At 41.8% G+C, this 19,874-nt stretch carries 19 protein-coding genes; 16 read left to right on the forward strand and 3 right to left on the reverse strand.

The genetic code is table 11. The annotated features are described in order from the left end of the window. The first annotated feature begins 242 nt into the window (after positions 1 to 242). From M3197_RS14060 to M3197_RS14110, 11 genes are all read left to right on the forward strand, one after another. Complete coding sequence (locus M3197_RS14060) at positions 243 to 1,001, forward strand: ABC transporter ATP-binding protein (RefSeq protein WP_039042830.1); 759 nt, start codon at positions 243 to 245, stop codon at positions 999 to 1,001. Continuing rightward, entirely contained in the window at positions 988 to 2,904 is a 1,917-nt protein-coding gene (locus M3197_RS14065) for an FtsX-like permease family protein (protein ID WP_251662217.1), read from the forward strand. Before M3197_RS14060 ends, M3197_RS14065 begins: the two co-directional genes overlap by 14 nt. Before the next feature lie 67 nt (positions 2,905 to 2,971). Continuing rightward, positions 2,972 to 3,370: a VOC family protein gene (locus tag M3197_RS14070; RefSeq protein ID WP_251662218.1), complete on the forward strand. Its 399-nt coding sequence runs from the start codon at positions 2,972 to 2,974 to the stop codon at positions 3,368 to 3,370. A 16-nt stretch (positions 3,371 to 3,386) separates the two neighbouring features. Next, the gene (locus M3197_RS14075) at positions 3,387 to 4,076 is read left to right on the forward strand and encodes an ankyrin repeat domain-containing protein (RefSeq protein WP_432814004.1); all 690 of its coding nucleotides are present in this window, start codon (positions 3,387 to 3,389) and stop codon (positions 4,074 to 4,076) included. Positions 4,077 to 4,248: 172 nt separating this feature from the next. Then, positions 4,249 to 4,572, forward strand: coding sequence for a PadR family transcriptional regulator (locus M3197_RS14080; RefSeq protein WP_025786369.1), 324 nt, complete (start codon positions 4,249 to 4,251; stop codon positions 4,570 to 4,572). Further along, the gene (locus M3197_RS14085) at positions 4,569 to 5,444 is read left to right on the forward strand and encodes a permease prefix domain 1-containing protein (protein WP_251662219.1); all 876 of its coding nucleotides are present in this window, start codon (positions 4,569 to 4,571) and stop codon (positions 5,442 to 5,444) included. Before M3197_RS14080 ends, M3197_RS14085 begins: the two co-directional genes overlap by 4 nt. Beyond that, positions 5,444 to 6,463 (forward strand): hypothetical protein, encoded by a 1,020-nt coding sequence (locus M3197_RS14090; RefSeq protein ID WP_251662220.1) that lies wholly within the window; start codon positions 5,444 to 5,446, stop codon positions 6,461 to 6,463. The genes M3197_RS14085 and M3197_RS14090 overlap by 1 nt, the downstream gene beginning before the upstream one ends. A 62-nt stretch (positions 6,464 to 6,525) precedes the next feature. Then, positions 6,526 to 6,837 carry a hypothetical protein gene (locus M3197_RS14095; RefSeq protein WP_251662221.1) on the forward strand — a complete coding sequence of 104 codons (312 nt, stop codon included), beginning with the start codon at positions 6,526 to 6,528 and terminating at the stop codon, positions 6,835 to 6,837. Positions 6,838 to 7,233: 396 nt separating this feature from the next. Continuing rightward, positions 7,234 to 7,842 carry a protein kinase family protein gene (locus M3197_RS14100; protein WP_251662222.1) on the forward strand — a complete coding sequence of 203 codons (609 nt, stop codon included), beginning with the start codon at positions 7,234 to 7,236 and terminating at the stop codon, positions 7,840 to 7,842. A gap of 509 nt (positions 7,843 to 8,351) precedes the next feature. Then, positions 8,352 to 8,897 (forward strand): hypothetical protein, encoded by a 546-nt coding sequence (locus tag M3197_RS14105; RefSeq protein WP_251662223.1) that lies wholly within the window; start codon positions 8,352 to 8,354, stop codon positions 8,895 to 8,897. After that, positions 8,894 to 9,919, forward strand: coding sequence for a TolB-like translocation protein (locus M3197_RS14110; protein ID WP_251662224.1), 1,026 nt, complete (start codon positions 8,894 to 8,896; stop codon positions 9,917 to 9,919). The genes M3197_RS14105 and M3197_RS14110 overlap by 4 nt, the downstream gene beginning before the upstream one ends. Before the next feature lie 75 nt (positions 9,920 to 9,994). On the opposite strand, the gene M3197_RS14115 is transcribed toward M3197_RS14110, so the two are convergent. Together M3197_RS14115 and M3197_RS14120 are read right to left on the reverse strand one after the other, a co-directional pair. Further along, positions 9,995 to 10,591, reverse strand: coding sequence for a hypothetical protein (locus M3197_RS14115; RefSeq protein ID WP_251662225.1), 597 nt, complete (start codon positions 10,589 to 10,591; stop codon positions 9,995 to 9,997). A gap of 108 nt (positions 10,592 to 10,699) precedes the next feature. Beyond that, a complete protein-coding gene (locus tag M3197_RS14120; RefSeq protein WP_251662226.1) occupies positions 10,700 to 11,995 on the reverse strand; it encodes an MFS transporter in 1,296 nt (431 codons plus the stop codon). Positions 11,996 to 12,115: 120 nt separating this feature from the next. Between M3197_RS14120 and M3197_RS14125 the strand changes: the two genes are divergently transcribed. Then, positions 12,116 to 13,333 (forward strand): helix-turn-helix domain-containing protein, encoded by a 1,218-nt coding sequence (locus M3197_RS14125; RefSeq protein WP_251662227.1) that lies wholly within the window; start codon positions 12,116 to 12,118, stop codon positions 13,331 to 13,333. 62 nt (positions 13,334 to 13,395) lie between these two features. Here M3197_RS14125 and M3197_RS14130 read toward each other — a convergent pair whose 3' ends face one another. Further along, the gene (locus M3197_RS14130; RefSeq protein WP_285851377.1) at positions 13,396 to 13,995 is read right to left on the reverse strand and encodes a nitroreductase family protein; all 600 of its coding nucleotides are present in this window, start codon (positions 13,993 to 13,995) and stop codon (positions 13,396 to 13,398) included. A 146-nt stretch (positions 13,996 to 14,141) separates the two neighbouring features. On the opposite strand from M3197_RS14130, the gene M3197_RS14135 reads away from it, so the two are divergent. From M3197_RS14135 to msrA, 4 genes are all read left to right on the forward strand, one after another. Further along, the gene (locus M3197_RS14135; protein ID WP_251662228.1) at positions 14,142 to 14,495 is read left to right on the forward strand and encodes a winged helix-turn-helix transcriptional regulator; all 354 of its coding nucleotides are present in this window, start codon (positions 14,142 to 14,144) and stop codon (positions 14,493 to 14,495) included. Between the two features lie 183 nt (positions 14,496 to 14,678). Continuing rightward, a complete protein-coding gene (locus M3197_RS14140; protein ID WP_251662229.1) occupies positions 14,679 to 16,019 on the forward strand; it encodes an Nramp family divalent metal transporter in 1,341 nt (446 codons plus the stop codon). Positions 16,020 to 16,161: 142 nt separating this feature from the next. After that, a complete protein-coding gene (locus tag M3197_RS14145) occupies positions 16,162 to 17,718 on the forward strand; it encodes an ABC-F family ATP-binding cassette domain-containing protein (RefSeq protein ID WP_251662230.1) in 1,557 nt (518 codons plus the stop codon). Between the two features lie 1,391 nt (positions 17,719 to 19,109). After that, on the forward strand, positions 19,110 to 19,778 hold the full coding sequence (msrA, locus tag M3197_RS14150; protein WP_251662231.1) for a peptide-methionine (S)-S-oxide reductase MsrA: 669 nt from the start codon (positions 19,110 to 19,112) through the stop codon (positions 19,776 to 19,778). Positions 19,779 to 19,874: the final 96 nt, after the last annotated feature.

Here is a 19,874-nt window from a genome sequence, read left to right on the forward strand (position 1 = left end):
AGATTTGATTGGTGAAAAGCATTTTTTGTGAGAGCAGGTGTGTTGTTTGCCTCAGGGCTTACCAGGAACACAGACAACGATTGTATTTCAATAGGGAAATGACTGGGTGAAACCCGTAAGTGACAAAACTGTAAGATTGCCGGCGCAGATTGTCATTCAAATCGAACGACCCCACTGTATTTCTGCAGTAAAGTGAGTGTATAGAAATCAGGGAGGCGTTTTAAGTGTCACAACAAACAACTATGTTGGAAGCTACTTCACTTCGTAAGTCGTTCGGAAAACGTGGACAAATACAGCACGTATTAAAAGGAATCGACTTCCGGGTGATGGAAGGTGAATTTGTCGGGATCATGGGTCCTTCTGGTGCCGGAAAGACAACATTGCTCAATGTACTCGCGACGATTGACCGTACTACGGAAGGCTCGATTAAGATAAATGGAACAGATATTTCTTCGATGAACGACCGCAAACTATCGCAGTTCAGACGCGATCAGCTTGGGTTCATCTTCCAGGATTATAATTTGCTCGATACATTGACGGTGAAAGAGAATATATTACTTCCGATTTCAGTCGGAAACGTAAAACGTGTGGTGGCGGAAGATCGCTTCAAATCAATTGCACGTACTCTTGGGATTCCGGAGCTAGCAAATAAATACCCAGGTGAAATTTCAGGCGGACAAAAGCAGCGGACATCTGCGGCGCGTGCTTTGATCAACGAACCTTCGATTGTGTTTGCGGATGAACCGACGGGAGCGCTCGATTCTAAATCAGCCGCGTCCTTGCTCGGAACATTAGCGAAAGTCAACGACGAACGGGATGTTACGATCATGATGGTAACTCATGATCCAGTCGCTTCAAGTTACTGCAATCGCGTTGTATTCCTGAAAGACGGTACGATTTACTCTGAGCTGTATCGAGGGGATCAGACGAGGCAGCAGTTCTTTCAAGAAATCCTGAAAGTGCAAGGGATTCTTGGAGGTGACAGCGTTGACGCTCTTTGACCTCGTTGTCCGCAGTATGCGGAAAAACCTGAAACATTACTACTTGTACTTTTTTGCATTGATATTAAGTGTTGTGCTTTATTTTGTATTTGCTTCGTTGCAACATGATAGTACGGTGTTGGAACGAACGGAATCCTCTTTTACAATGGCATCGGGATTCAAAGCTGCAGGAATTTTATTGCTGTTCATCTCTGGTGTATTTGTTCTCTATGCGAACTCCATTTTCCTAAAACGAAGAAGTCGCGAGGTGGGACTCTATCAGCTGATCGGGTTGTCCAAATTCACCGTCACCCGAATGTTAGTGACAGAAAACTTTTTGCTCGGAACTGGTGCACTAGCAATTGGAATTGGAATTGGTTTGCTTGTTTCAAGAGTGTTCTTACTCCTATTAATGAAACTTGTGGGAATAGACGGTGTGCTGACTTTGTCATTTTCAGGAGCCGCAATTTTGCAAACAGTCATCGTGTTTGTCGCGCTTCTAGCGCTAACGTCTCTACAAATGGCGTTTGCTGTGAAACGGAGTACATTGCTTGAATTGTTTAAAGTGGATCAGTCCGGTGAACGCATCAAAAAGCCAAAAACCATTGTTTCCACTATATTTGGGATTTTGGGTATACTCCTAATTGGATTCGGTTATTGGTTATCCGGCCATATGCTCAACAGTTTGCTGTTTTTCAATATGATTGTCGTGCTGGTTTCAGTCATTCTCGGAACGTATCTGCTGTTTCGAGTGACGATTGGATGGATGCTTTACCAAATTCGAAGCTCTAAAAAAGGACATCTAGGCCTGTCAAATAGCTTATCTTTAGCTCCATTGATGCACAGGATAAAAGCTAATGCGAATTCACTGACCATCATTACTGTATTATCGGCGATGACGCTGACGATGCTTGCGGCTGCGTATTCTACTTACTATTCCACTGAGAAAGAAACACGGTTGCTGCAGCCATTCGATTATATGATTGACGGAGACGCAACTATAGCGGATCAGTTCACTAAATCCCTGGATGATGCTGGGATCGCATATCATGCTTCCACTATTGAAGGTATCGAGTTAGCTGGAACCTATGAAAAAAAACTAAATCCGCTGTTTTCAGATAGAGATACGACGGTCCGAATCGTAAGCGAGCGTCAACTGAGTGAAGCGGGTCTGCAGATTGAAGTGAAAGATTCGCAATCAGGTGTGATCTTGGATGCTCCCACCTATTGGATTGTTAAGTCTGCGAAGGTTCCGCTCAATTTAACACTTGAGCCTAAACGATTCAATAAGAACATTTCTATCGAACGTTTTGCAGAAGGAAATGCATTCAATATGGTTGAATTCGCTTCAACGCTTGTTGTGAAAGATGAGAAGTTTCAGGCGATTAAGTCTGAGTACAAAGCAGTTGAAGAAACTCAGCTTAATGATGCGATAGTTATTAATTTAATAAATAAAAGTGACTTTGAAGAAGCCACCGCTCTTTATAATGATATCGAAAGCGTCTCTAAAAGATTCGATTTTTACACAGAATATCGGAAAACACTGCAATCTAGTGGTATGTTAATTTTCATAGCTGGATTCCTAGGTCTCGTGTTCCTCATCTCGACAGGAAGTATTCTCTACTTCAAGCAGATGACCGAAGCTGAACAAGAGAAAGCAAGTTACAGAACGTTGCGTCAGCTTGGATTCAGTGGTCAGGAAATTATGAAAGGCGTTATTAAGAAACAAGTATTCGTATTCGGACTGCCACTTGCGATAGGATTACTGCATTCAATTTTCGCATTGAAATCTGCGTCGTTCATATTCATGAGTGATGTTACGGTACCGACCGTCATTGCAATGTCGGTCTATATAGGAATCTACTTAGTATTCGCATTCTTGACAGTCGGGTATTATCGTAAAACGGTTCAAGCTGCGTTATAATCATTTTATCGGAAACGTCCACTATTCAACATGAATAGTGGACGTTTTTTAGAAGGGGGATTTATGTGTGAAAGGGTTGCTTCATCACATTGAATTATATGTATCTGATTTGGAAAGCTCAGTAGAGTTTTGGGGATGGCTACTCGAGGAGTTGGGATACACGGTGCATCAAGACTGGCCAGAGGGGAAGAGTTGGAAATTAGGTGATACGTATCTAGTATTTGTTCAAACGGAAGAACGTTTTCTAGATGTACCGTATCATCGGTGTAGGACTGGCCTAAATCATCTAGCGTTCCATGCGGAATCCAGAGAGCACGTGGATTTAATTACAAGGCAACTGGAGGGTCGTAACGTGCGCATTCTTTACCCTGATACCCATCCATACGCAGGTGGTGAATCCCATTATGCTGTGTATTTCGAAGATCCAGATCGCATGAAGGTGGAAGTAGTCGCTCCAAACGAATGAGTTAGGAGGTAGTTTGATGCGCTATTTGTTCATGGTAGGCATAGCTGTTTTTCTGCTGTCCTCATGTGTGCTTGATGAAAAAGACGGGAATACCGATACTAGACTAGGAGGAGATTTAATGACAATTGAGCTATTGAAAGCTGCCAATCAGCAAGATACGGAGAAAGTGAAAGAACTGATAGAGCAAAACACAGAGTTGGACACACAAGATAGCGAAGGAAGAACGGCGCTTATGATTGCAACGTACAATAACGATGCACCAACCGTCAAAGCACTATTAGATGCAGGTGCAGATGTCGACATACAGGACAATATGCAAAACAATTGCTTCCTTTATGCAGGCGCAGAAGGATACATCGATATTTTAAGGTTGGCAAACGAAGCAGGAGCAGATCCCGCGATTACTAACCGGTATGGTGGGGTTGCAATCATTCCGGCTTCGGAGCGTGGCCATGTTGAAATGGTAGAAATCCTACTGAATGAGACCAAGGTCGATGTGAATCACGTGAATAAGCTTGGCTGGACGGCTCTCATGGAAGCTGTCATTCTAAGTGACGGTGGTGTCAGTCAGCAAGAAATTATTAAAGTTCTGCTGAAACACGGTGCGGATCAGTCAATCACGGATAATGATGGCATAACTCCTTTGCAGCATGCGAAGGACAAAGGGTATTTAGAAATTGTGGATATTTTAGAAGCCGCACAGTAATAAGTTGATAATCTCGTTACTCTTAAAGATTTTAAGAGCAACGGGATTTTTTATTATCAATAAAACAATAGAGCCCTTGCATTGCGAGGTACAAAGTAGTAAGATATGGTGAAATAACTCACCTTGCATTGCGAGGTACTACATTCAAGTTTAGAAAGAAGAGGTGGAAACAGTGGATCAGGAAATGATGAAAGGCAGCATCGATTTGCTCATTTTGTCGTTGATTGCCCAGAGAGACATGTACGGGTACGAAATGGTGAAAGTGCTGAAAGAGCTTAGCGACGATACGTATGAGATGAGTGAGGGGACGTTATATGCGGCCTTGAAACGTCTTGAAAAAAAGACATGGATTACTTCCTACTGGCAGCAGACGGAAAGTGGCCGCAGAAAATATTATCATCTGTCGGAGGAAGGTACTCGTGCGCTGGAAATGAAAAAAGAGAATTGGGAATGGATGAATGCCCTGGTCCATAAAAGTTCGGAAGGTCTCATATGAAACACTCCTTCGAACGATTCGTAAAAAAAGTAATCCAGGAAACGGACTGCAGCCGGGAGGAACGGGAAGACCTTTTCGAAGAGTTAGTCATCCATCTGGAATGCGCATGTGAGGATTTCAAGGGGAACGGATATAACGAGGAGGAGGCGGCTCAATTGGCAATGAGGAATTTCGGGGACGGGAAGTATGTCGGTAGAACACTGCAGCATGCGATGTATCCGTTTCGTAGGGAAATGCTGCTAACGCTCAGCATCGGCTCTTTAATTCTTACGTATGCTATCTTTTTAAGTCAGTTATTCGTAATGGGTGATTCCCATATTGGATGGCTTTTGCTTGGAGTTCTCACAAGTTCTAGCATATTGTTCCTGACACTGCGTCCAGTTGCTTCGCTGAACCGTAGGGCAGTCATGAATACTTTGCTCGTGGTCCATGGTTTTGTCATGGCGGCAGGGCTGTTGCTTGATTTCGATTCACCATACTCTATGATATTTGCGACGCTTGATACACTTATCGTACTGCTGGCGGTTGTTTTGATTTTCCGGACGACGATTTACGATGTGCCAGCGACTGAAGTGAATTTAAGGACAGGAACAAAATTTATTCATTATTTCAACTTATCGATGGGTATTCTGTTGACTCTAGGCACGTTGTTTTTCCTCTATGCGTTCCTCATATTTGCATCTGATGGATATTGGGTGCTCTGGAAACTGTTTGTGCCACTTGCTTTTTGGGGGATTGTCTATGCCGTACAACTGATCTTGCTGAACTATGGCCGAAAGAAAATCGCTTATTCATTTACAGCAGTTCAACTTTTAATGCCAGTCGTACTCTTCGTATTTTGGATTCTGGTTGTTAGAGGGGGAGCATCCTGATGAAGAGAATGATAGGGTTGGCCGTAGGAATTTTGATCGTAACTTCTGTTTGCATATTTTTTGGTTTTACTTTTCAAGTGCCTGAAGAGGAAAAGCAACAGGGAGTGACAGGAATTTTTGACGTGTCTGATACGGGGGATATTGGTTTTGTGACGTATGAAGATGGGAAACCAACGCTGTATGTGAAGTCCAACGGCATAAGACAAGTGGCTCAGTTACCACCGAATCAGGAGATTTCTGATGTCATTATGATGCCAGGCCAGAAAAAAGTTCTCTATGTGAATTCCGATAAAACACTCAGTGAGACGAGTAAAAGTATAGTACATGAAGTCGATCTTTCAACCGGTTCGGATGAAGTTCTATTTGAAAAAGACGCAATTATTACGGAACTAGCGTTGGATGTGGCATTAGAAAATCAGCTGTTCTATCTTCAAGCAGATATCTATTTGAACTACTCACCGGTTGCCAGCGCATACCCGCATGAGTTTGACGTCCATAGCTACGATTTAAAAGAAAAAACACAGAAGCAGCTTACAGATTTGAAGAAGTATAACATGACATCCCTGCAAGTATCGGGTAAAGAAAAATCCGTTTATATCCAGATGGATGATGATGCAGATGCCAATACGGCGGAAGAAGTTTTTGAAACGAAACAACGAATTTTTCAGATTCCTCTCGCTCAACCGGATCAGCCCAAAAAACTCTTCATCCCAAAGGATACGGAAGATCTCTACGATTTTGTTTTGGTGCCAGCACACTCACTTCTCATTTATCAGGCGGTTAGCGGAACAAACAGTAAAGGGACATACGAATATGAACTGTTTTCCTATAACTGGGAGACGAAGGAAGCTAAACAGCTGACCTTCCAGAAAAACTACGCTGCCAGGCCATTACTCGGTGATGATGGTCAGCTCTATTATATGATGGACTATAATTTTGCAGGCAGGTCACCGGAATATGAACTATTTCGGATGAATCTGGAAGACGGAGAAACAGAACAGGTTCAGCTTACTGAATAAGAGTACCTTGAATGACAAGCTGAACAGGGAAAAACAGTTCAAACAGAGAGGGCTGTGATGAGATGGAAAGTAGCAAGCCAATTAGTAAAAAGTATGGAAAAATCAGCTATATATCTTTAGTAATAGGAGTTATTTGCTTTTTCATAGTGTTTATACCTCCGACACGAATCGCAAACATCGGCAATGCAGGTGGGGATTATCTGACGATTTTACTGACTGCGGTAGGAATGATCCTCTCGATCATAGGTATTGCATCGAAAGAGGAGAGAAACGGCATTCCAATCATCGCTCTCATTTTCTCCTCGTCCTTCTTTATCTTTTGGGTCAGTGTTATTGTGCTGTTGTTTACGGGACAGATGGATTTTGCTCCGTAAAACGGAAAGTTTCCAGGAGGTTTTACAATAATTATTGAATTTCTTAAGTGAAATTTGATAGCACTTAGAATGATGATCCAAATATTTTATGTGCTATCAAATTGGCCACTATTTTCTGCTTTCTGACACAATTACTTTGTTATATTTGACATCTTAGCTGTTAAAACTTATAGTGAATTTACATAATAATATATTCAACTTCCGCTAAGGGGAGTAGCTAATACAGTAAAAGTCGTCAATACAGGATTTAGATCCTCGGCTTTATTGGCAACAATCGTTGTTTGCGAGACCTTACCATTTATTTGGTGAGGTCTTTTGTTTTCTTTGAGACATTATGACCGAGAATTGGTTATAGTGTCTCTTTTTTATTTTTTGAAAGTTATTGGAGGTTAACCTTTGAATAATTACTTAGAACTTGCAAATTCAGTTGTTTTTAATAAGAAGAATCGCCTTATTAGCTACGACAAATCTTTAAAACTTATCGGGACAGGGAGAAGTGCATGTGTTTTCAAAGTAAAGTCAGTAAATAAAGCTATGAAAGTGTTCTTTCCTGATTTTAAGTACATTGCTAAAGAAGAAGCTGAAATTTATAAATCACTTCAAGATATTAGTTATTTTCCATTTATCTATGAAGCAGGAGTGAATTATATTGTCATGGATTACATCGATGGTTATACACTATTTGAGTGTATGACACATGGGAGACTCATTACATCAGATCATATTAAAGAAATTGATTACGCATTATCATTGGCTTCAGATTTGGGGTTAAACCCTTCCGACATTCACTTGCGTAATATTTTCATCACATCTACTGATGAGATAAAGCTCATTGACGTTGCACGTTATAGACAATTGAAAGACTGCAGGCAATGGCGTGATCTTAAAAAAGCCCATCGGCAAGTTTACTCCAAACGTTACTTTTTGAAGAAAATCCCTTCTCCATTCTTGAATATCGTGGCTTATCTTTATAAAAAGGGTCTTATACCTTACTACCGATTATGAAGTGCTAATCGAACACTCGCACCATATAGATACATCCCTTTATTCCACACGATGAAATAAAGGGATGTATCTATAATTATCTGCTTCTCGATAACAAGTGTCTAACTACTCTAGTCCAGATTAAAAGTGCTCATTGAATATTCTTCAACCGCTAGAGATATTTCCATCATAAAAGTAAAAAAGCGCCACAAGTGCAGGGAAAGGTAATGAACTTAAAGAGAAAAATCGTTCTGATCCATCTCTTTTTAATAGTAGAGTAACTATTTGTCACTAAGTGAATTTTTCAAGTACTTTTATATAACTCTATTTTAAACATCATTCCCCACTAAAGAGAGCATTGTCACATGCCCAGTATAATGGTAATCTGAAACAAATGCTTTCATTGTATTGTGGGGGATCAATCTGTGGGACGCTATCTGAAAAAGTTGCCATTAAGCTTATCTATCGGCTCGCTTCTTTATATTTATACTATCTATCTGTTTCACCTATTCAGATCGGGAGATGCGCATATGATTTGGTTGCTGATCGGTGTTTTGATGAGTTCAGCACTTCTATTTAGCTCAACGCATTCAAAGAAGTGGATGAGCAGACATCGTGCTGTGATGAATACTTTGCTCATTGTGAATGGTTTCTTGTTAGGTTATGGGACACTTCTCGCAACTAATTTAGAACGCCCGTATTCAACAAGTCTTTCAATCATCGGTTATCTGCTGGTATTGTGTGCAATCATTTGCATTTATCGAACGAGTCTTCATTACGAAATGGCAACAAACGCGAAGGTATTACATGCCTTTAATATCACAATCGGCATCGTGTTAACATTGGGTACGTTGTATTTCATATACATATTCTTTCTATTCAGTGAAGATGGAAACGGAGAGATCTGGAAACTATTTGTTCCACTTGTATTGTATGGCATCGCTTATGCAATTCAAATGAGGGTACTAGACACACAACGTAAGAGTCTCGTGTATACAGTTGCTGTCGTACAAATTCTAATGCCGGTTATGCTTCTCCTAATATGGATGGTAGTACCAGGGGAGGGAGGACTTTGAGAAAAACTTTTCTGTTCGCAAGCATAATTATACTAGTGACAGGGATTTGCTTGTTGCTCGGGTTCACCTATAGCATTCCAGATGAGGAAAAACAACAAGGGCTGACGGGGCAATTTGATGTTTCCGCTCAAGGGGATATTGCTTTTGTAACCTATGAAAGAGGAAAGCCTACGTTATATGTGAAATCTAAGCAGTTGAGACAAGTCGTTCAGCTTCCCTCAAATCAGTCGATTTTAGATCTTGCGATAATGCCGGACGGTAAAACAGTGCTCTATGTAAACTCGGACAAAGAGTTGGATGAGCATAGTAAAAGTATTATACACAAAGTTAAAATTGAATCGGGGAAAGATGAAGTCCTTTTCACAAAAGACGCCATCGTTATGGAGCTAGTGATTGATCCAAAGAATGATGAGCGGATATTTTATTTGCAAGCCAATCAGTTTTCCCATTATTCACCGATTGCAAGTTTGTATCCCCATGACTTTGATGTCCACAGTGTTCAGTTGAAAACAGGGGAGCATGTTCAACATACGGAATTGAAAAAATATAGCATGTCCTCTCTTCAAGTTTCCAGCGAAGATGATTCCATCTATATTCAAATGGATGACGATGCAGATGTGGAAACCGCTGAGGATAGCTTCGAAACAAAAGGTCGTGTTTTTAAAATCCCATTGTCCAACCCTGACCACAAAATGGTGATTAGTATTCCGGAAGATACTCAGGATCTCTATGATTTCGTACTTATTCCTGACCGTTCTGAACTTGTTTACCAAGCGGTAGCAGAGGCAAATTCGGAGGGGATTTTTGAATACGAATTGTTCTCATATAATTGGGATACACAAAGTATTACGCAACTCACCCACTTACATGAGTATGCAGAGTACCCAATATATGGTGCTGACGAAAAAGTGTATTTTATGGTTGATAAAGACTTTGGTGGAAGGCGCCCAGACAATTCTTTATATAGGATGAGTCCCGATGGAAGCGATGTGGAAGAAGTATCGTTGGAGGAATCGCAATAATTTGTAAATAAAATACCTTGAAAAAGCAGAGACTCACACGTTCATTTAGTGTAAGTCTCTGCTTTTTTATGCTCTTTAGTTGGTTTCAACTCTTCCCATATATTCGCCGGTTTCAGGATGATAAAAAATCTCTGCAGGCTTGCCATTAATCATTCCATCCACTGAAAGAAAGATGTTTTCAGCATCCCTTAATAGACGGAAATGATAGCCATTGGAGAACGAATCACTCTTTGGTCCGGGTTCCAGGTGGAATTCTTTTGTTGCGGATTTCACTATCAGAGTGCTATCGATTTTAATGGAGGATGCATTAATCGTCTTCTCATAGGAAATATCACCAACCCTATAGCTAATTAACTTCCCCTTTTCAATAGCGAAAATCAAACTTTTTTTGGTATCTGTGAGGGAGATATATCCTTGCCAATTCCCGCGCTTGCCATCTTTTCCACTCATTTCACCATCATTTACGCTATTTAAAAAAACAAGTTCGGGTATCGGATCCAATTCCTTCGCCTTTTTCATAGCGATGAAATAAGCATCCAGCAGGGTGATGTCCGTCTTTTCAACAACAGTAGGAAAGCATAGTCCAAGTAAGGATTTATCCGGAGTTAGTAATTTAAAAACAATGATTCCTATAATAATCAGGATAAGGACGATGAATAGTTTCCGAATCAAGGGTGGTTCCTCGCTCTCTAAAGGAAGTCAAACACGATGAAGCTTTAGAGAGCTTATGCTAGATAGACTTGAAATAGAGCTTTGAAAATATACAGGTGGCACGTGTTTTTAATTGGATACCGTTTTCAGTTCCTCTTCAGGTTTCGTCCCAGTCACTTGTCGGATGACGGAAGCGCGTAGAAGGATGAACACCGTAAGAATCAGCAAGAAACTTGAACTGATGAGTATCCAAGGTGCTGGCAAGACATCGTATAAAAATCCAAATAGCACCATTCCGAGTGGCATGAGCGCCATCGCCATCGTCTCCAAGATGGAAAACACACGACCTTTAAAGTCGTCGTCTATCAGTTTCATCATGAAGACTTGGAGAGGGGTATTAATGAGTGGTCCTAAGGCTCCGCTGATAAACGAAATCGTTACGTAAAACGCAAACATGCCACCATATGGAAGGAGAATCAGCAACGGCACCGCGATTAGTCCCATCTCGAGACCCAGTACTGTGATCCCCCATTTGGATACATGCAGCGGCGAGGCAAACGGTTTACGTGCCGCTAAGTAAATGGACATGAGGAGCATACCGACCGCCATCGCTCCTTCGACTAATCCAAAATGGGCCGGAAGCATTTTCAGCTTTTCGATGAGGATGAACGAATAGCCGACCGTGACCGCACCAAACAGGAAGTTGACGAGCAACGCAACCCAGATCATTGCCATCAATAGTGGCTGAAGACGGGCATACGCGAGCCCGGCTTTCATGCTTTCGAGCATTTTCTCTTTCGGTATCCCATCTTCCTTCACTGTACGTTTGGCAAACAAATTGAAATTCATCGTAGACTCTAGCAGGACGGCAAGAATGGAAGCGCCTGCATAGAGACCTAGAAAAACTGGCATAGGAACAGCTCCATAAAGCAGACCACCTACTGCTGGACTTCCGATCGCCGCAAATGAAATTGACATCTGGTTCAGCGACATCGCTTTTTGAATCCGATCTTCATCAACAAGACCTGTGATGGAAGACGTGAAAGCAATACTCGAAAATGTTGACGCTAATGATAGCACAACGGTTGTCGCGTAGATGGCAGGCAACGATAACTCATTAGTCAACAAGCTAATGGTCAGCAGTCCAAGTATCGCCACGGAAGAAACAACCTGTGCTATGATGACGATTTTTTTTCGAGAGTACGTATCTGCGACGTATCCAGCAAATGGTCCCATGAGTGTGCGAGGGAGGATGCTGCAAATGAGGTTCGCTGCAAAACTAGTAGCAGAACCAGTTATCTGCAAAATATAAAAGCTGATGGCAAATGCATAGATTTGTGAACCAAATGCGCTGATCATCTTACTCGCAGCAAAAGTCCATAAATGATAAGTGGCACGCTTCAGCTTTATTACGTTTTCGTCCAAAATAGTCACTCCATTCAGAAAGTTTAATGATATTAAACAAATAATAGCATGTGAACTCTTTCATTTCAAGAGAAAGTTTAATATAATTAAACTAAATGGTTGATTCAGGAGTGAAGCGTAATGAGAACATTAGGAGAGCGGATTAGAACACTGAGAAAAGAACGAAAAATGACGTTAGAGTCCTGTGCGGGTGAGCAAATGACAAAAGGTATGCTCAGTCTGATTGAAAATAATAAAGCAAACCCTTCTATGGAGAATCTCAATTATTTAGCGAAGTGTCTCGACGTCGAAGTATCTGAACTGTTGGAAGAAGTGAGCGGTAGCGAGCTTCGAGCGCTGCTGGACCAAGCTGAAAAAGTTGTTAAATCTGAAGACAAAAATAAATATGAGGAAACTTTGGAAATGATAGAGCCATTAGTCCCGAAGCTTTTGTCTGGCTACACTGCTGGCCGTCTATTAGAAATCTACAGCAAACTTTCTTATTTACTAGGCCGTTCAAATTGGCAACCAATAGCGGAAAGAGCATCAGATATTTACGAAGAGCTTAATATTGTACCACGGAGGGCGGCAGTCGGAATTTTCTGGGCTATGGTGTTGTTCACTGAGCATCGGTATGAAGAAGCACTAGCGCGGTTATTAGAAGAAAAAGCAGAAGTGGAAAGCCGAAGTGGCTATATCGACTCGCTGACACGTTTAGATTTATACACATATGAGGTGATTTTCCGTTTTGCGGTCAATGATACGGATGAAGCGACCCGACTGATGAATGAGGCAATCCGCTATTCGAAGGACAAAAAGATTTTTTACCAAGTCGAGCAGCTTTACCGTCTGGCGGCTTATCGAGCGATAATAGATGAAGACGACGAAAAACTTGATTACTACGAGCGGAAGCTACTCCAGTATGGGGAATTTGCAGAAGATGATCATGCGAACTGGTTTACGAAACTGGTCCGGATCCATCAGCTGAATTCGTTTCGCCATGACCATGAAACGGCGCTCGAAAAACTTTCGGAACTGACGGGTCCTATGCCAAATCATGAATTCTTCACGAATTTCTTTGTTCTGGAACGTGGAAAGGCGCTCTATGGGGTTGGCCGCTACCAGGAAGGGCTAAACATGTTGCAACAAGTTGTCATCAGTGAGAATGTGCATCATCCGTACGACCTTTCCATGTATTATGAGAAGGATGCGTATGCTGCACTATGTGCTGAGCAACTTGGAGATTTAAAGTATGCTCAAGAGCTCGCAAGAACAGCGGATTCCAATATGGCTCAAATGCCGGATACGCCTTATACACAGTTTGTCAGTGAGACAGTTGAACGTTTAGCGGCACACTAATAGCATGCAAAAAATAGGGAATGCATCGTGTCAATGCATTCCCTGTTTTTTTGATGATAGACTTATTTGAATACACGCAATCGGTCATCCATTGGGAGGAATTCCTTTTCTCCTGCAGGCGCCACTACTTTACCAAAAGGCATTTGCGACATAAGCTTCCAAGAAGAAGGGAGGTTCCATTCAGCTTTCACTTCATCGTCGATCAATGGATTGTAATGCTGGAGACTTGCACCATATCCTTCATCTGATAGAGCAGTCCAGATAACGTGCTGGACCATACCGGATGATTGTTGAGACCATGTCGGGAAATTATCCTTGTATTCTTGGAATTGTTCTTGTAAGTTTTCAACAACTTGCATATCTTCAAAGAACAGGATTGTTCCGTAGCCACTGCCGAACATCGTCATACGCTGTGCAGTCGATTCGAAATTCTCTGCAGGTACGATTTTCTTTAAAGTATCACTAGTAATTTCCCATAGTCGTTTGCTTTGTTCACCTAATAGGACAACGACACGTGCCGTTTGTGAATTGAATGCAGAAGGCGTATGTTTTACTGCATGCTGGATGAGCTCCTCCAGTTTTTCATCGGAAAGGATAGGTTCATTATTAATGGCATAAATGGAACGGCGGTTTTCAACAGACTTCAAAAATGTTTGTGACAAGATGAATTCCTCCTTGGGGTTTACGTAAAGGGCTCATAAAGGAGCTGCTTCACTTCTCTTTCAGTATAGTCAGACGATTGCTCATGTGGAAGTACGCACTTTAAAGTGGTGTAGTATCTAAAAAGATACTGTTAGGGGGAGTACGTGTGGAAGGAGAAGTGTCTCAATGTCGCGTGGAAGAAGCACTCGGAATTGTTGTGGGGAAATGGAAGCCAGTCATCATTTTGTATTTGCTACATGAAGGGACAAAACGTTTCAGTGAACTGAAACGTAGCATGCCGGGGATCACGCAAAAGATGCTGACGAAACAGCTGCGTGAATTAGAAGAGGAAGATATAATCCAACGCGTAGTGTACCCTCAAGTTCCTCCTAAAGTGGAATATTCGATGACGGATTATGGAAGAACACTGAGCCCAATTTTAGAGGCGATGCATGAGTGGGGAACCCATCATGTCCTCCACAAGCAGAACATGGGGATTGTTGAAAAACAAGTAAAATAGGGAATAGATAGTAGAGAAGCCGCTCAGACTATGCTGAACGGTTTTTTTATGATTTCAGTTTTTGAAGATTCAAGCAAAGTAATTTACTTCTCGAAAAATCATGCTATGCTAGTTAACATTCAATGGAAGTGTCTACCTATACTTAAAAAGTTGCACAAGGGAAAGAAAGTTAGGAGGTTACTTATGGGCGATAAAAAAGATGGATGGCTTCGAGAAAGCACAGGCGTTAGTCTGGAAGAAGTCAATAGCACGATTAATGTCCGAAACAAAAAAGGATTTTGGCGTAAACTTATTGCATTCGCTGGGCCTGGTTCACTCGTAGCAGTAGGATACGTGGACCCTGGTAATTGGGCGACTTCGATTGCAGGCGGTTCACGTTTTGGCTATCTATTGCTTAGTGTAATTCTAATTTCCAACTTAATAGCCGTGCTTCTGCAGTCATTGTCTGCAAAACTCGGTATTGTAACGGGAAAAGATTTAGCACAAGCTACAAGTGCTTCTGTTGGTAAGAAAATGTCGATATTTTTATGGTTTATTACAGAATTAGCCATAATTGCGACGGACTTGGCGGAAGTAATTGGCTCGGCGATTGCATTGAATCTGCTATTTGGGATTCCGCTATTAGTCGGTATTGCCATTACGACATTGGATGTCTTGCTCCTTCTCTATTTACAGAGGAAAGGTTTCCGTATTATTGAATCGATTGTCATTGTGCTAATGGCCACAATTTTTGTCGTATTTGTGTTCGAAGTGATTTCCTCTAAACCAGAATTATCTTCATTGTTTGCTGGATTTATCCCGCAGACAGAGATTGTAACGAATCCGAGTATGTTGTTCATTGCACTCGGAATTTTGGGTGCCACTGTCATGCCGCACAATCTATATTTGCACTCTTCTATTGTACAAACACGAAATTATGAACGTACTCAAGAAGGGAAAAAAGAAGCGATTAAGTTCTCACTGATCGATTCGGGGTTCTCGTTGACGATTGCGTTCCTCATAAACTCAGCGATCCTTATTTTGGGAGCGGCCGCATTTTACGGAACGGAACTGGATGTCTCTGAAATTGAAGCTGCTTATAATTTGTTGAGTCCAACTCTTGGAGTGGGGATTGCCAGTACGTTATTTGCAGTGGCATTACTCGCATCTGGCCAAAATTCTACCATTACAGGAACGATTAGCGGTCAGATTGTTATGGAGGGGTTCATTAATTTAAGGATTACTCCTTGGTTGAGAAGACTAATTACTCGCCTACTCGCCGTTATTCCTGCTTTTATCGTCACATGGATTGCAGGTGATAAAGGTACAGGAGAGTTGCTGTTGTGGAGTCAAGTCATCTTGAGTTTAGCACTTCCTTTTGCGGTAGTTCCGCTTGTTAGGTTTACTAGTGATAAGAACAAAATGGGGGAGTTCGTGAATTCGTTGCCGATCAAGATCCTGGCATGGACGAGTACAGTTGTCATCATCATCTTGAACGTGTTCCTGATCGGATATGTTGTTGTGACGGGGCATGAAATTGGTTAAATGGAAAACGTCTCCTTTGCAGAGGCGTTTTTTGATAGAGAAGGTGGCGGTCAACCTCTGTTTTTAGTATGATAGCGAATAGATGTGAATTGGCCAAACTTCCACTTCACTTGAATCTGGGAAGAAAGAATAGGTGTTCAACATGAGTTTATTAACTGTATCAAACTTGAGTCATGGTTTTGGAGACCGTGCGATTTTTGAAGACGTGTCGTTTAGATTGTTGGCGGGTGAGCATATCGGGCTAGTCGGTGCAAACGGAGAAGGTAAATCGACGTTTATGAATATTATTACACGGAAACTTGAACCAGACGCGGGAACAGTCTCTTGGGCGAAACGTGCTCGAGTAGGGTACTTAGATCAGCACGCTGCACTCAAGCAGGGGATGACGATTCGCGATGTATTGCGTACCGCTTTTCAATATTTGTACGATATGGAAAGTGAAATGAATGAGTTGTTTGCAAAGATGGCCGAAGTAGACCCGGACGAACTGGAATCGATTTTGGAAGAAACGGGTCAAATTCAAGAGGATCTGGAGCGACAAGACTTTTATATTTTGGATTCAAAAGTAGAAGAAGTCGCAAATGGCCTTGGATTGGATGAATTCGGTTTGGACCGTGATGTAAATGATTTAAGTGGTGGTCAACGTACGAAAGTATTGCTTGCTAAATTGCTGTTGGAGAAGCCAGATATTTTGCTATTGGATGAGCCGACGAACTATTTGGATGTGGAGCATATTGAATGGTTACGTACGTACTTGCAAAACTATCCAAGTGCGTTCATCCTCATTTCGCATGATATTCCATTTTTAAATAGTGTTGTGAACTTAATTTATCACATGGAAAATCAAGAAATTACACGTTATGCAGGGGACTATGATGAATTCCTTCGTGTGCATGAGATGAAGAAACAACAAATGGAAGCGGCATTTAAGAAACAACAGAAAGAGATTGCGGGGCTTAAAGACTTTGTGGCACGTAACAAAGCGAATGCTGCGACCAGTGGTATGGCGAAATCACGGCAGAAAAAGCTGGATCGTATGGAAGTGATTGAGCTGGATTCTGAAAGACCGAAACCTCGCTTTGACTTTAAGATGGCACGAACTCCGAGCAAATATTTGTTTAAGACAAATCAACTCGTAATTGGATACGATGAACCGTTATCGAGTCCACTGGATCTTGAGATGGAACGCGGTCAAAAAATTGCTCTGTCTGGGGCGAACGGGATTGGTAAAACGACGTTGCTGAAGAGTTTACTCGGAGAAATTCCAGCATTGTCAGGATCGGTGGAGCGTGGTGAGCACTTGGCTATCGGTTATTTCGAGCAAGAAATGAAGTCAGATAGTGATAAGACTTGCTTGGAAGAAATTTGGAGTGAATTCCCTCACTTTACACAGTATGAAGTGCGCGCAGCTCTTGCACGTGTGGGTCTGACGACAAAACATATTGAAAGTAAAGTAAAAGTCTTAAGTGGTGGTGAACGGGCAAAAGTTCGGTTATGTAAACTGGTCAATCAAGAAACGAACTTACTGGTGCTGGATGAGCCGACAAATCACTTGGATGTCGATGCAAAAGCCGAATTAAAGCGCGCACTAACCGAGTTTAAAGGGAGTGTCCTGCTCATTTCCCACGAGCCTGATTTTTATGAGGGTGTCGTGAACAAAATGTGGAACGGCGAGACATGGACGACGAAAATGTTTTAAGAGGAAAAACTGCGAGTGTGCCAACGAAGGTTGGCGTGCTTGCAGTTTTTTTGTTTGGTGAAATGAAATTAGCGAAGCGCTACTATGTAATCTTTTAACGATGGTGAAATTTGTTTGGTTGCCAATTTATACTACCACGTGGCCGTTTCTTCCCAGAATCTGGCCGAGTTAGCTGTGGTAGCCCATCCTAAAACAAGCGAAGCGCTACCAATTAATCACTTAACTCATTTGAATTGTATCCCGTTATCGACAAACTCTTCCTTGTGACTGAGAAATGCCTCTGAGTGTCGGACAAATTTGAGTGAGTGATTAAGAACCATCGGTGAGAGATGGACAATCTCAGCGGAGTGATCGTGAACGCAAACTGATGGATGGTGGTACATCAGGACACGAGGGGTTTATGATCACAATCTCGAGTTTATGAGCGTATTCCCAAGTTTATGAGCAGAAACCGAGATTTATGAGCACATTCCCAAGTTTATGAGCGGAAACCAAGATTTATGAGCACATTCCAGAGTTTATGAGCGGAAACCGAGAATTATGAGCACATTCTAGAGTTTATGAGCGGAAACCGAGAATTATGAGCACATTCTAGAGTTTATGAGCGGAAACCGAGAATTATGAGCACATTCCAGAGTTTATGAGCGGAAACTGAGATCTATGATCACACTCCCACGTTTATGAGCGGAAACCGAGATTTATGAGCACATTCTAGAGGTTATGAGCGGAAACTGAGATCTATGATCACACTCCCACGTTTATGAGCGGAAACCGAGATTTATGAGCACATTCCAGAGTTTATGAGCGGAAACCGAGAATTATGAGCACATTCCAGAGTTTATGAGCAGAAACCGAGATTTATGAGCACATTCTAGAGTTTATGAGCGGAAACCGAGAATTATGAGCACATTCCAGAGTTTATGAGCGGAAACTGAGATCTATGATCACACTCCCACGTTTATGAGCGGAAACTGAGATCTATGATCACACTCCCACGTTTATGAGCGGAAACCGAGATTTATGATCACAATCTCGAGTTTATGAGCAGAAACCAGGATTTATGAGCACAATGCCGAGTTTATGAGCGGAAACGGAGATTTATGAGCACATTCCAGAGTTTATGAGCGGAAACCGAGTGTTATGAGCACATTCCCAAGTTTATGAGCAGAAACCGAGATTTATGAGCACATTCCCAAGTTTATGAGCGAAAACCGAGATTTATGAGCACATTCTAGAGTTTATGAGCGGAAACTTAGATTTATAAGCACCTTCCCGAGTTCATGAACGAATTACACAATGTATGAACACAAACAAACATTAATAATTCCGCATGTCATGTTGAGATTCCCCACTCTTCATGATGGGTACAATAAATCAAATGAGGTGAAATTATGGAACCCATAACGATAGTAGAAGTAGAACATGGATTACACGAAATCCCATTTGAAACCGCGTTATTTGGTATGGGATGCTTTTGGGGACCAGAAGCTAGGTTTGGAGGAATTCCAGGTGTACTCAGGACCCGTGTGGGATACGCAGGCGGTACTTCCGAAAATCCAACGTATCGGAAAATGGGAGATCATACGGAAACCGTGGAAGTTGATTTTGATCCAACCGGTGTCTCCTATGAAACGTTGCTGCGCGTATTCTGGAATAATCATTATCCGAATCGCGACGCTTATAAAGGACGACAATATTTGTCGATCCTCCGGTACCGAAGTGAGGAGCAACATCGTGACATTGAGCGCATCAAAAAGGAAATGGAAACCGTTTTAGGAGAAGCGATTGAAACAGAAATCGCTCCGTTTGAATCGTTTACTCTCGCAGAAACACGACATCAAAAATACTATCTCAAACGCTATCCGAAGGCATTTGAACAAATTAAAGATTTGTTTCCTATCCCAGAAATGTTAGACGATTCCGCGTTCGCAGCCCGTCTTAATGGGTTTGTAAAAGGTTTTGGCACTCGTCAAGAACTGATTAAAGAAATCACGAGGTGGCCAATCACCAGTAATGCTCAGCGGGTTTTATCCAGCACCCTTCAGACTATGAAATGGTAGTAAACAATCACTAAAAAAGTAGCAGCTTCCAAATACAGGGAGTCTGCTACTTTCTTGTTTACAAATTGAGAAACTCTTCATTTATCAAATGAATGA

The sequence above is a fragment of the Sporosarcina aquimarina genome (genome assembly GCF_023715615.1).
Lineage (GTDB): Bacteria > Bacillota > Bacilli > Bacillales_A > Planococcaceae > Sporosarcina > Sporosarcina aquimarina_A.